Origin of the sequence: Photobacterium profundum, from assembly GCF_003026285.1 — a bacterium.
GTDB classification, from domain to species: Bacteria; Pseudomonadota; Gammaproteobacteria; order Enterobacterales; family Vibrionaceae; genus Photobacterium; species Photobacterium profundum.
This window is the reverse complement of record NZ_PYOD01000015.1, coordinates 69,118-82,893: the sequence shown is the minus strand read 5'-3', so window position 1 is coordinate 82,893 and position 13,776 is coordinate 69,118. Positions and strand designations below refer to the sequence as shown.

Genomic DNA, 13,776 nt, shown 5'->3' with positions numbered 1-13,776 from the left:
CTAACTTAAGACGTTAGCTTTATAGATCTGCTATAATTACCCCTTGTTTTAATTACACTAAAACGGAAATATCATTTAACGTTAAATCGTTGATATGTTTTTCCATTTTATTAGGAGAAGCGGTATATACCGCTAGAGAGCACTCTCGATATTCCTGTTTGTTAGGAGCAACAACATAATGAAAAAATGGTCCTCTTTAATGACCAGCGGCATCTGTGCTGCTGCAATGTTTACTAATGTCGCGATGGCAGCAGATGAAGAACTGTATTTCTACAATTGGTCTGAGTATATTCCGTCGGAAGTGCTAGAACAGTTTACGAAAGAAACTGGCATTAAAGTTATTTATTCGACTTACGAATCAAATGAAACCATGTACGCTAAACTTAAAACATTTGGCGAAGGTTATGACCTAATCGTACCATCAACGTATTATGTATCTAAGATGCATTCTGAAGGTATGCTACAAAAAATTGATAGAACGAAGCTGCCACATTTTAAAGATCTTGATCCTAATTTCTTGAACAAGCCTTTTGATCCTAATAACGACTACTCTATTCCATATATTTGGGGCGCAACAGGTATTGGTGTTAACACCGATATGATGGATAAGTCTGAAGTTAGCGGTTGGGCAGATCTTTGGGACCCTAAATGGGAAGGTCAATTAATGATGATGGATGACTCGCGTGAGTTCTTCCACATTGCCCTTCGTAAATTAGGCTATTCAGCTAACACTACGAACCCTGAAGAAATTAAAGCAGCATACGAAGAATTGAAAAAACTAATGCCAAACGTATTAGTATTCAACTCTGACTACCCTGCAAACCCATACATGGCAGGTGAAACGTCACTGGGTATGTTATGGAACGGCTCTGCATATATGGCGCGTCTTGAAGGTGCGCCAATTGATATCGTATGGCCGAAAGAAGGTGCTATTTTCTGGATGGATAGTTTGTCTATTCCAGCCAAAGCGAAAAATACAGAAGCAGCTCATAAGATGATCGACTTCTTACTTCGTCCAGAAAACGCAGCAAAAATTGCCGTCGAAATCGGCTACCCTACACCAGTAGCAACAGCTAAAAAGCTATTACCTGCTGAATTTGTTAATGATCAAAATATCTTCCCACCACAAGACGTACTTGATGCGGGTGAATGGCAAGATAATGTTGGTACAGCAAATACAATTTATGAAGAGTATTACCAAAAGCTAAAAGCTGGTCAGTAATTGACTTGCGATAATTGCTTTAAGATATGACGCATAAAATAAAAAGAGGCTCTTATGAGCCTCTTTTTTATAAGATAAATACAGCAAGAACAAATACTATTTGGCACTTAATATTTCGTCGATGAATTCCGGTACCAATTTCGACGCTGGTCCATAACGCTTTTCAGCAAACTCGCTTTGAACTTCGCTCGGTTCTAAGTTCAATTCGATGGTATGCGCACCGTGCATTGCAGCTTCATGAACAAACCCTGCAGCAGGGTATACAGCACCAGACGTACCAATCGAAATAAACAAATCCGCTTTTAGTAACGCATCATGTATGCGCTCCATTCCGATAGGCATTTCACCAAACCACACAACGTTAGGCCGTAAAGGTGAAGGGATTTGACAGCAATGACAATGGTCATCTAACTTTATATCACCTTGCCACTGAATGCTCTGCCCTGTACCGCTGCATTGTGCTTTTAATAATTCACCATGCATATGTATAACATTTTCGCTGCCTGCCATCTCGTGCAAATTGTCGATATTTTGCGTGACAATCGTAACAGTGCCATCAAGTTTGGCTTCAAGCTTAGATAAAGCAAGGTGGGCTGCGTTGGGTGATACAGTTCCACTTTCTAATTGTTGACGACGTAGATTATAAAAATTTTGGACTAAACTAGGATCGCGACGGTATCCTTCTGGCGTTGCGACATCTTCAATATGATGGTTCTCCCATAAACCATCTTGATCTCTAAATGTTCTGATTCCAGACTCCGCAGAAATACCCGCACCAGTTAAAATGACAATATTACGGTAGGGAAAAAGCATACTCACTGTCCTTATTGCAACGATATACTATTTATACCATTGTTTTTATATGGTTTAACCTACTTCGTATACGACAATGGTCTAATAAGGCTGTATCAAGCTCACAGTCTCTTTAATGAATGATTAATATTCAGACTTTTAAGCTATTTATATTTTTGGGGAAGTGTTTCAACAAGCTCGGTTTCTATGTTTTATTTGTTCCTAACTAAAAAGTTATAGTGCGCTAGGGTTTTATAAGTAAAATGCCTAATTTCATTATTACTATACAACTAGATTTATTCTAACAGAACGATAAGGCTTTATAAATAAAGGCATTTCATATACTCGACAGGTAATAAAAAGCCGATGATAATTAAATCATCGGCTTCTCGTCACGTTCGTAATGTCTGCACTACATAACTACTTGTCAATTATTACACATTATCTTGGCTTGCTTTACCTTTCGATTCAGCATCTATTTTTTCATCATAACCGGGCTGATTTTCAGGTAAATCTTTAACATCGTCATACCATAAATCATGGTGTTCTTTCGCCCATGTCTCATCGACCTCACCTGTAATCATGCCGTCTAATGCCGCTTCCATACCAAATAGTCCAATATAGATATGGAATACAAAACCACAAATTAAGATTAAAGCAGAGAACATATGCACGAGATTAGATAATTCCATATCACGGCGTGTTTGACCGAATATAGGGAAATCTAATACAAACCCACTTACAGCAATAAACAGTCCAAACCAAATCAGCAACCAAAAAATGACCTTTTCACCACCATTAGAAAATCCAGCGGATGGATGCTTGCCTTTATGCTTACCTACCATTCCGCCTAGTTTCATAAACCATTCTATATCTACTTTGTTAACTATACTCTTACGCCACCACTTAATTAAAACGGTAAACAATAAGATAGCAAAGATAGGCCCTATGTAATTATGGTATTGCTTCGCGGCATAAATAACCCAACCCCATATTTCTGATGGCACTATGGGTTTAATGAAATGCTTACCATAAACCAGTGTTAATCCACTGAATGCTAACGTTAAGAACGTAAACGCCATGCTCCAGTGTAAGGCTCGATCCATACGGCTCCAGCGCTTAATTTTACGACCAGTTTTAGGTTTACTTAGCTTCAAAGGGCCAATAGTGACGTACGCGAGTGCAACCATTGCAAGGCTACCGAAGATAGCCAATGCGCCTAACGGTGACATCCACTTTTCTTTCAGAATGTACCACGTCTGTCCGGGAACACTGATCAATACACCATGCTCTGGTGATTTTGATGTTGTTGTCCCTTCTTGACCATTCTTGACCGCGCGCCAATAGTCAGCGCCAGCGAAACCTGCCATTTCACCTTTAATGACAGATTCACCTAAGCGCTCATTATTTGTGTTTTGGTTCGACTCTTCACTGGCTATTGCCGACAAAGTAAACGTCAGCATAAATGCAGTAACCAATAAAGTGAACCAACGTAGGATTCGCTTAGTCATTAAAACTCCTAACTGCTTATACAAAACAGCTGTAAAAAGAAACCAGCTTTGTGACTACATGCTGATTTCATTATTTTTATATCATCTTTCTACAGTGGATCGCCCGTGTGCTGTTACACACAAACGAGCGATTCAAATAAGAAATTAGGCTTTTTGTTCTTTACTTGCATCGTATGCAAGATCATCAACATTAGCCCAACCCGCCTCTTTCGCACCACGTGCAACTACACGCTCACGGAAGACGTCAGAGATTTTAGCTGCATCACCTGCTAGCAAGGCTTTTGTAGAACAAAGCGATGCACACATAGGCAGCTTGCCTTCTGCAATACGGTTTGCACCGTATTTTTGTTTCTCTTCAATCGAGCCAGGCTCAACGCCTGGGCCGCCAGCACAGAAAGTACACTTATCCATTTTGCCTCGTTCAGCAAAAGCATCCTCTTTAGGAAACTGAGGTGCACCAAATGGACAAGCAAACAAGCAGTAGCCACAACCGATACAAAGATCTTTATCGTGACGAACGATACCGTCTTCAGTTTGCTCGAAACAATCAGCAGGACAAACCGCCATACATGGTGCATCGGAACAATGCATACAAGCAACGGAGATAGACGTTTCACCGGGTTCACCATCATTAAGGGTTACAACGCGTCGACGTTGAATCCCCCACTCTAATGCATCATCGTTTTCGTTCTTACATGCGGTAACACAACCATTGCACTCGATACAACGCTTAGAGTCACAAAGAAATTTCATACGTGCCATCTGAATGACTCCTTACGCTTTAGATATTTTACATAGGGTTACTTTGGTTTCCTGCATTTGTGTTACAGGGTCATAACCGTATGTTGTTGCAATGTTCGCTGATTCACCCGACACATACGGTGCAGAGCCTTCGGGGTAATTACCACGAAGATCTTCACCTTCAAAGTAACCACCAAAGTGGAATGGAAGAAATGCCAAGCCCGGCTTCACACGACGAGTAACCATCGCTTTAACGTGAATACGGCCTTTCTCTGCACCTTCAACCCAAACCATATCGCCATCACGGAAACCAAGGTCATTCGCATCCTTAGGGTTTACTTCTACATACATTTCTTGTTGTAGTTCAGCAAGCCAAGGGTTTGAACGGGTTTCATCACCACCACCTTCGTATTCAACCAGACGACCAGATGTTAGAATCATTGGGTATTCACCCGAGACATCTTTATCCTGAATTGACTTATAGAATGTAGGTAGACGGAACATTGCTTCACTGTCATTCCACGTAGGATAATCAGCAACCAGATCACGACGTGGCGTGTACAACGGCTCACGGTGAATAGGCACAGCATCAGGGAAAGTCCATACAACAGAACGCGCTTTTGCATTACCAAAAGGAATACAGCCGTGTTTAATTGCAACACGTTGGATACCACCAGAAACATCTGTTTTCCAGTTTTTACCTTCTGCTTTTGCTTTTTCTGCGTCGGTTAAATCATCCCACCAACCAAGTTGTTTCAATAACTTATCAGTGAATTCAGGAAAACCACCTTCAAGCTCACAACCGAGTGAATAGCTATCGACTGCCAGTAAACTTTCACCTTCACGCTCTACACCAAAGCGGGCACGGAAGTTACCACCACCTTGCGCGACTGTTTTCGATGTGTCGTAAAGAATATGTGTACCAGGGTGCTTCATTTCTGGCGTACCCCAACATGGCCAAGGGAGACCATAAGTTTCGCCATCAACCACACCGCCTTCAGCTTCTAGCGACGTTTTGTGGAAGGTATGCCAGTTTTGTTGGTGTGTTTTAAGACGTTCAGGGCTTTGACCTGTATAGCCAATTGTCCACATACCTTTGTTGTATTCACGGGTAATATCTTCAATAACGGGGATATTATTTTCTACTTTAATATTCTTAAATAGCTGATCGGATAAGCCTAGCTTTTGCGATAATCTAAACATGATTTCATGGTCAGCTTTAGATTCAAATAACGGCTCAATTACCTGATCACGCCACTGAATTGAACGGTTTGTTGCTGTTACAGAACCCGTTGTTTCAAACTGTGTCGTTGCCGGTAGTAAATACACGTTATCTGTACGGCCGTTCATAACAGCAGCAACACCTGGGTACGGATCGACGATAACCATCATATCCAGTTTACCCATTGCAGTGCGCATTTCAGGACCACGTGTTTGTGAGTTTACAGCGTGCCCCCAATAGAACATTGCACGAATATTATCGTTTTGCTCAATGTTATCTTTATTTTCAAGTACGCCATCGATCCAACGAGATACTGGAATACCGGCATGGTTCATTGGCTTTTTACCGCGGTAATCCGCTTGATCGAAGCGGCCTTTTAGCCATTCGTAATCAACATCCCACACGCCTGCCCAGTGTTTCCATGCCCCTTCAGAAAGGCCGTAGTAACCTGGTAAGTTATCAGATAGTACGCCAAAGTCAGTCGCGCCTTGAACGTTATCATGACCACGGAAAATATTAGCACCACCGCCAGACTTACCCATATTGCCTAGAGCAAGCTCAAGAATACAGTAAGCACGTGTATTGTTATTACCAGTAGTATGCTGAGTACCACCCATACACCAAACTACACAGCCAGGGCGATTTTCAGAGAGCAATTTTGCTGTTTCATAAACATCAGCTTCTGGAACACCAGAAACACGTTCAACTTCAGCAGGTGCCCATTTTGCCACTTCTTTTCGTACGTCTTCCATACCGTAGACACGTTGACGAATAAACTCTTTATCTTCCCAGCCGTTTTTAAAGATGTGGTACAACACACCCCAAACGAAAGCAACGTCAGAACCTGGGCGTAATGAAACATAGTGGTCAGATTTTGCAGCCGTACGAGTACGACGCGGATCGGCAACTACAATCTTACAGCTGTTCTTCTCTTTTGCGATCAAGATGTGCTGCATAGCAACAGGGTGTGCTTCAGCAGGGTTCGAACCGATAAATAAAATAGACTTACAGTTATGCATGTCGTTCAACGAGTTTGTCATCGCACCGTAGCCCCACGTGTTTGCAACACCGGCTACTGTAGTAGAGTGACAAATACGTGCTTGGTGATCGACATTGTTAGTCCCCCACATCGACACCATTTTACGGAATAAATACGCTTGCTCGTTGTTATGTTTTGCTGAACCTAACCAATAAACAGAATCGGGGCCTGATTCTTCACGAATCTTTAGCACTTGTTTGCTGACTTCGTCTAATGCTTGTTCCCAGCTAAGTTTTATCCACTTTCCGTCGACTAACTTCATTGGATATTTAATACGCTTAGCGCCATGACCGTGCTCACGCAGCGCAGCACCTTTTGCACAGTGACCGCCCGCATTGAATGGGTGGTCAAAAGCAGGCTCTTGCCCTGTCCATACACCTTCCTGTACTTCCGCATAAATGCCGCAACCAACAGAACAGTGAGAACAAATGGTACGTTTAATTTCAACTGGCGATGTAGGGTCGACAATTTTAGCTTCTGCTTTTTTCATCATGCCAGGAGCAAACATGCTGGCACCAGCAACGCCACCTGCAGCAGCGAGTGACGTATTACGAATAAAGGAACGACGAGAAATACCTAATTGGTTTTCGTCCTTGCTTACATTATCGGAACGTTTTGTTAATTTCATTTAAAGCTCCGCTTACAAGGTTTCGTAGTAATCACGAACATGCTGAGTTTCGTGATAGCCGGTAGTTTGGGTTTCTTTTTTGCTATCGTCTTGCTTATCAACCGCAGCATGAGCAGCCGTTGTTGTGCCAGCAGCAACAGCGCTTACTGCCATGCCTAAACCAATGTTTTTCAACAATTGGCGACGGCTTTCATTAGGTTTACTTTGCTCACTCATAAAGCTTGCTCCTTCGTCGTATTCTTCGATTCTCATAGGAAATCGATTATTTTTTATAGCTATAATTCGTTACATCAATAAAAGCGAATGCGTTAATATTAGTTCGCTTCTACGAATCGCGTTTTTTCTACAGTCAAAAATTGCAATGCTAGCTCGCCAACCGCGCTGTAAAACACAGCACTTTTGGCAGTTTTCAAATCGGCACAAAAGCGTTCACACCATGTTGCTATATGACGATTAAAGAATCTGGCTTGTAGGGTGTTCTCGCCCTCTTCCACCAGCATCGCCATCACTTCTAACAAGGCCGCCATATGATCTTCAGGCTCTTTGACAGATTCATCACGTTCAAAACCCAGTTGTTTAAGATCATGACGTAAATGCGCAAGAGGCATTTCCATTAATGACCCCGTTAGATACCAAGAACAAAAAGGCACAATCTCGCCACGACCAATACCAATGAATAAATCTTGATATTCATTTTCTGTCGCCATCAATGTTGTTTTCTGTGCCGCAAGTTTTAGTAATGGCCAAGCCGCTGCCATACCTGTTGTTTGCTTCAATGCGTTAGGAGCTTCAACATCTAATGCCGCTAACCAATCGATCACATTCTGATCGGGTGCTTTACGAAGTAGATGTGCCAACATGCTGTAAATATCAACACGCAACCGAGTATCTTCTGTTAGCGCTATTGTTTCTGATGTAGGCATAGTTTCTGAATTAGACATATTTTGTGATTCCATAATTTTCCCTATACCCTTAGCTGACTTTCAGGATCGTCTTCCATATTTGAGAAAATATCGCGCACACGACAATCTTCACACATAGCTAAACGACGAATCGCATCTCCTTTAAATTGAGAGTGACTCTGTAATTTTTCCGTCAACATTTTAACCATGGATGCAGGAGCAAATGCTTTACCACAACTTGTACAGCAAGCTGCTTCTTCTTCATGAACCACAACAGCGGCTTTACGTGTTTCAGCATTCCAATTAAAGCCAGGTTTTAATGTGAGAACCTTTTCTGGACATGCCTTTTCACATAAACCACATTGAATACAATCTTCTTCAATAAGTTGTAATCCTGGACGACCACCCACAGCATGGAATGCACGCGTAGGACATACCGCCACACAACTCATACACAATGTGCAGTCATCACTTTTACATTCAACAGAACCATAAGGCGCATTGTCAGGCACAGCTGAATATTCAGGTTGCTCTGGGCTATTGGCATACAATCGTTCAAGTGCAGCAAACAATTTTTCACGCTTAGTGCCTGATAGTTGCTCTGCAAATGTTTGAGAATGTGTAAGCGCAACAAGTGGATTATCAAATACCGTAAATGAATCAGCCGTAGCTAAATCAAACAGCGTAATTCGATTTTCTTCATAACCCAGTTCCGTTAAAAAGTTATTGGCAATCGAAAGTTCATCAGCCAAAACACGATCAATCGTTGCTGGAATATAAGCCGTATTAGTTGCAAGTAAAACTTGATGCGCACCATAAACCAATGCACCAAACCAAGTATCAACACCAACAGTTGCTAACTCTTCCAAAGCAATAGGAATGACATTAGAAGGAAGTGTAGTCAGTGTTTGAGTAATGGTTTCTTCATCGCGGTTACCATAAAAAAGGATCGTTGGTTTTTCACCCCCTTCTTCTTGATAACGAGTAAGTAAACGATGCACAAAATTTTGTGTTTTTTCAGGATCAGGTAATGCGTATGTAATCGCTTCAGTAGGACAAGCCGTTGCACATGTTCCCACTCCCTGACAAAGATAAGGGTTAATTTCGATAGCATGACCAAGGCTTGATAAGGCACCTGCAGGACATGCATCAACACAACGATTACAACCATTCACACCACGAGAAGAGTGCGCACAAAGATCAGGATCTAATCGAAAGTATTTAGGCTTATCAAACGTACCTAACATAGCAGGCAGTTCTTCAATCACATCAGCCAACTTCGCTTTACCTGCGCCAACAGGGTAATAACCCGGAGCAGGAATTTCAGTCGCTATTATCCCTTCTTCCGTCATGTCTAATACAAGATCAAAACAATCACGACCAATAGCTACTTTCGCAAAATTGGCTTTCGTTTCTGTAATGGTTCCGTCTACACGACATGTCACTTCAAACGCGCCAAGGTAACCTTTAATGGCAACCTTTTTACTGAAATACAAATTTGCACATTTTTCAGTTTTCGTTGACTTTGACGTTTCATCAATCGCCGTCTTTTCTGTCGCAAGCAGCGTTACAGAGTGAAGGGCTGAAAATTGGTTTGCCAGTGTTGTAATCGAATCTTGAGCACCGATGATCAATAAATCACCACGACTCTCATAAGAAACCGTAGGGGGAATCAAATTCGACAATTCTACTGTGCCTATAATGGCATTCAGTCGAGCTTGACCATTCGTATCAGAAAATGCTTCTAGTGTACTTTTTAACATTCTTATTCCTGTGTACTCGTCACCGTTAGTCAGTGTCGATTAAAGAACGGGATAAGTTCTTCTGCTTCTATAAGAGCAATAACCGAACCAACTTTTAACGGAATAAAATGACCTATAAGGAACTAAAGTCGGAAAGGGACAGTTTGTACAACCTCGGTCGGGACATTTTGTCTCTTCGCTTGAATGCAAATGCGTCAATTTGTCCCGATCAATTATAGGGTTATTATTCCCTTAATGTCTCAACTGCCTTTCTTTAAGACTTTTTCGTTATTAATTTTTGTAAGTTTCTACACCGACAAGCAAATCTTCTTCTCTATCAATCTGAGATAAAGAGGTAGGGATAGATTCACCTTCGGTTAATTCTTCTGTTGTCTTTTGTTCCTCTGCTATCTCTACTAGTGACAGTTCTTGAGGAAGCTCTTGTGATAATAATGCTTCATCTGTTGTAGTAAGATTTGCAGCGTCACCTTCTGACGCAGTGCTAGCATCTGTAATAAGATTGGCGTCAGTCAGATCACCACCAGCACTTTCTTTTCCATCATCTAACGCATCTGTTACTTTCTTAATGCTTTCAGATACATTATTCACCCAACCACGCAGTTGCTTTGCTACGTTAGGATCTAGCGTTGGAATATTCGAGAAATCCTCGGTGTGATCATCCATATCGCTGATGTAGTTAAATTCATCAGAGTGAAACAATTTTTGCAAGGCTGCCTTTTTAACTTTTTTATCAACACCTTGCTTTAAAAAAGAGGCAACACCACTATCAAACGTGACATCCGCTGCATCTTCTATCGTTAAAGTCTTATCTTCAGTAACATCAATCAATGATTCAGACGAGTCTGTTGCATCAGCTTCAACCGTCTCTGCAGATTCACCGAGTTCAGGTTCAACATATTTTGATTCAAGACTATCCGATGAATCATCAATACTGGCAGCCTCTCGCGCTTCAGTACTTGTCGTTATGGTAGATACAGAAGCATCGTTGCTAGTTGGCTCTTCATGCTCTTCCTTGGCAGTCAATTTACGGCTAGACCAACGTTGGAAAAAATTAGTTGCCACTAGAACGTCCTTTCTTGTCTTTACAGCGCTTGCGCTTGAATTCAATTAACTCGCCATGTCGCCCAATGAATGCTTCCATCCACGCCTGTACAGGTAATGGGGTTTTAATGTGTAAAACTTGGTAGTCACCGTCCATATAACTACTGGCGACACTTTGCGCAGCAGTAATTAATAACGGGGATAATTGTTCATTATCTTCTTCACAAACAATGAATAAATGAGGGTCTTGAGAACTAAGGTTAAAGCGATAGTCTGTGCGCTCATCACGATAAAGTGTTAAAAATCGCTCATAACTGCCTTTAGATTCATCAATTTCATGCACCCTGTCTTGATCGTAAAGAACAACATCTTCAATCGTCCAAGACAGTGTCGTCCAACGACCTACTTGCTTTTCTTCCGACACTAAACGAAAGGCAATAGGCCAAATAGATTCATCTTTTTGTAGTCGCTTATGTTCATCGAGTTGTTGCACACATGCTCCTTAATCCTTGTTTGTTATGCTCAACAGTGATTCTCTTCTACCGTACAAAAGCAATATTTAGACCAAGTTGAATAATTATGAAAAATAAAGGAAAGATTACCCCTAAGGAGGAGGTATCACCTAGTAACAAATCCGTCTAAATAAACGATCTCGTTAACTTAAAAATAAAAAATCGTTAAGTTGGAATGAACCTTGCTTTATCTCTCGCTCTATCTATATTTCAAGTACTAAGCTCTATATAGCATAGTGTTAATGTGAGATATGGCGAGTTCAGTATTTAAGAAAACATGACGCACCTAAAATACTGAACCCTTAGAATAAAAATACATATAATCTGTTTACAGACATTGATGAACCAGCAGGATTTTCTGATGCCCCAATTGCCAAAAATTATAAAAACAAACTCTTCTGTCAGTCAGACAATGACCGTCGACGTGATGGATGAATACGGCGACATGATGACCAAAGAGATCGCCTGCGAGCACCCCCTTACCGTTTACTTAAATTGGATTGAAGTTGTTACCTTAATGACATTAGGTGAAAGACCGTCTGCGCTAGTGTTGGGCTATTTAAAAAACCAAGGGTTTATTGATGATATTGAAGCCATTGAATCTGTCATTATTGATTGGGATACCAATTCTGCCGCGGTAATTACTAAAGAGAACACTGACGGTTTAGAGAAGAAACTGGGTAAGAAAACCGTTACCTCAGGCTGTGGTCAAGGCACCATGTTCGGTAACGTAATGAAGAAACTAGAAGGTGTTACATTACCTCAACCGACATTAACCCAGTCAACCTTATACGGTTTACTTGAATCCCTTACTCATCATAATGAAACCTATAAAGCCGCAGGCGCCGTTCATGGATGCGCAGTATGTAAAGACACCAGTATTTTATCTTTTGTTGAAGATGTAGGTCGTCATAACGCCGTTGATACCTTAGCCGGCGAGATGTGGTTAAAAGGCGAAACCGGTGAAGACAAGATTTTCTACACAACAGGTCGCTTAACGTCAGAGATGATCATCAAAGTCGCGCAAATGGGTATCCCAGTTCTGCTTTCTCGCTCAGGGGCGACTCAGATGGGCTATGACTTAGCAAAGACGCTGGGAATTACCATGATAGCCCGCGCGAAAGGAAATCGTTTCCAAGTTTATAACGGTATGGATAACCTGATTTTAGATGTGAAAGGTGATGCGTCTGGCTTCAACTTAGATGATAAAGCCAAAGGTGCACATCGAGGTGATCGTTCTGGAGGTAAGGCGTAATGTCCACTAGCTTTCCAGAGTTTATGAATGCTAAACAAGTCGCTGAATATTTAGATCTGAATGAAAAGAAAGTCTACTCCTTGGCAAACGATGCATTGTTACCCGCAACGAAAGTAACGGGTAAATGGCTATTCCCTAAATCGATGCTCGATAAATGGCTATTAGAATCTTGCCATAACGGCGTGTTAAACGATCGCTTATTAATAGCGGGATCTGACGACCCTTTATTACAGATGGTGGTTGGGAAAATGGCGAACCAATTAGGCAGTACCGCCTTAGTCGGTTATACCTCGACAGGTACTCGACAAGGGTTAGCCATGTTAAGTAAAGGGCATGTAGATATATGCGCAATTCATTGGGGCCATGCAGAAGAAGCGGCTTTGCGTCACCCTGCTCTATTACAACAATATCCAGGTCATAAAAACTGGGTGCTAATACATGCCTTCGAACGCCAACAAGGGCTAGTCGTGAGTCATGACATTGCAGAAGCCGTTAACTCACGTTCGTTAAACCCACAAGAATTACTCGCCTCACGCTGGCGCTGGGCGTTACGCCAAGAAGGTGCCGGTAGTATGCGCGCCTTAGAAGAATGGTTACATGGTCATGCCTTTAATATCAGTATGCTTACAAAGGCTGATGTGTGTAACAGTGAACGTGAGCTTGCTTCTTACATAGCACGTGGGCTTGCAGATGTGGGGTGTGCAAGCCAAAGCACAGCTGGTGAATTTGGTTTGGGCTTTATACCTTTATGTAGAGAAGCATTTGAATTAGTAATACCTAAAAACATTTACTTCCGCACCTTACAACAACAGCTACTGCAATCGTTATCTGATATGGAAATACAAGCCAAGGGTGATCAACTAGGCGGTTATAACTTTGCACGCAGCGGCAAGCAAGTATGGAGTGCTAACTAATACTAATCTAGACAAGTATCTGACCATTTACTTATCCAGAATGGTATTACACAACGGATTACGCTTGTAATAGCCAGGACCAGAGCAAGTATTTAATGCTTCGTTTTTAATATTTGCTCTGGCCACACAGCAACAATGATTGCAATTCTGACAAGCAACCTGTTATTCCTTGCCACAAAAAGCCATCATAAAATAAAATATCGTCATTCACCTCTTAGTAAATGAATGCTTTTA

At 41.6% G+C, this 13,776-nt stretch carries 12 protein-coding genes; 3 read left to right on the top strand and 9 right to left on the bottom strand.

Translation table 11 applies throughout. From position 1 onward, the window contains the following. Positions 1-178 precede the first annotated feature (178 nt). Positions 179-1,222: an extracellular solute-binding protein gene (locus C9J48_RS22510; protein ID WP_006231844.1), complete on the top strand. Its 1,044-nt coding sequence runs from the start codon at positions 179-181 to the stop codon at positions 1,220-1,222. Positions 1,223-1,318: 96 nt separating this feature from the next. Here C9J48_RS22510 and cobB read toward each other — a convergent pair whose 3' ends face one another. From cobB to C9J48_RS22465, 9 genes are all read right to left on the bottom strand, one after another. Then, on the bottom strand, positions 1,319-2,035 hold the full coding sequence (cobB, locus tag C9J48_RS22505) for a Sir2 family NAD+-dependent deacetylase (protein ID WP_006231843.1): 717 nt from the start codon (positions 2,033-2,035) through the stop codon (positions 1,319-1,321). Between the two features lie 413 nt (positions 2,036-2,448). Then, positions 2,449-3,525 (bottom strand): formate dehydrogenase subunit gamma, encoded by a 1,077-nt coding sequence (locus tag C9J48_RS22500; RefSeq protein WP_006231842.1) that lies wholly within the window; start codon positions 3,523-3,525, stop codon positions 2,449-2,451. 144 nt (positions 3,526-3,669) lie between these two features. Next, positions 3,670-4,287: a formate dehydrogenase FDH3 subunit beta gene (gene fdh3B / locus C9J48_RS22495; RefSeq protein ID WP_006231841.1), complete on the bottom strand. Its 618-nt coding sequence runs from the start codon at positions 4,285-4,287 to the stop codon at positions 3,670-3,672. Positions 4,288-4,299: 12 nt separating this feature from the next. Continuing rightward, on the bottom strand, positions 4,300-7,155 hold the full coding sequence (locus tag C9J48_RS22490; protein WP_006231840.1) for a formate dehydrogenase subunit alpha: 2,856 nt from the start codon (positions 7,153-7,155) through the stop codon (positions 4,300-4,302). Between the two features lie 12 nt (positions 7,156-7,167). Further along, on the bottom strand, positions 7,168-7,371 hold the full coding sequence (locus tag C9J48_RS22485; protein ID WP_006231838.1) for a hypothetical protein: 204 nt from the start codon (positions 7,369-7,371) through the stop codon (positions 7,168-7,170). 98 nt (positions 7,372-7,469) lie between these two features. Continuing rightward, positions 7,470-8,111, bottom strand: coding sequence for a TorD/DmsD family molecular chaperone (locus tag C9J48_RS22480; protein ID WP_006231836.1), 642 nt, complete (start codon positions 8,109-8,111; stop codon positions 7,470-7,472). An 8-nt stretch (positions 8,112-8,119) separates the two neighbouring features. After that, positions 8,120-9,820: a 4Fe-4S dicluster domain-containing protein gene (locus C9J48_RS22475; RefSeq protein ID WP_006231835.1), complete on the bottom strand. Its 1,701-nt coding sequence runs from the start codon at positions 9,818-9,820 to the stop codon at positions 8,120-8,122. Between the two features lie 270 nt (positions 9,821-10,090). Beyond that, entirely contained in the window at positions 10,091-10,882 is a 792-nt protein-coding gene (locus tag C9J48_RS22470) for a DUF3306 domain-containing protein (RefSeq protein ID WP_006231834.1), read from the bottom strand. Next, a complete protein-coding gene (locus C9J48_RS22465) occupies positions 10,872-11,354 on the bottom strand; it encodes a DUF3305 domain-containing protein (RefSeq protein WP_006231833.1) in 483 nt (160 codons plus the stop codon). The genes C9J48_RS22470 and C9J48_RS22465 overlap by 11 nt, the downstream gene beginning before the upstream one ends. A gap of 380 nt (positions 11,355-11,734) precedes the next feature. On the opposite strand from C9J48_RS22465, the gene fdhD reads away from it, so the two are divergent. Then, entirely contained in the window at positions 11,735-12,628 is an 894-nt protein-coding gene (gene fdhD / locus C9J48_RS22460) for a formate dehydrogenase accessory sulfurtransferase FdhD (RefSeq protein WP_006231832.1), read from the top strand. Beyond that, on the top strand, positions 12,628-13,542 hold the full coding sequence (locus tag C9J48_RS22455; RefSeq protein WP_006231831.1) for a substrate-binding domain-containing protein: 915 nt from the start codon (positions 12,628-12,630) through the stop codon (positions 13,540-13,542). Before fdhD ends, C9J48_RS22455 begins: the two co-directional genes overlap by 1 nt. Positions 13,543-13,776 lie beyond the last annotated feature (234 nt).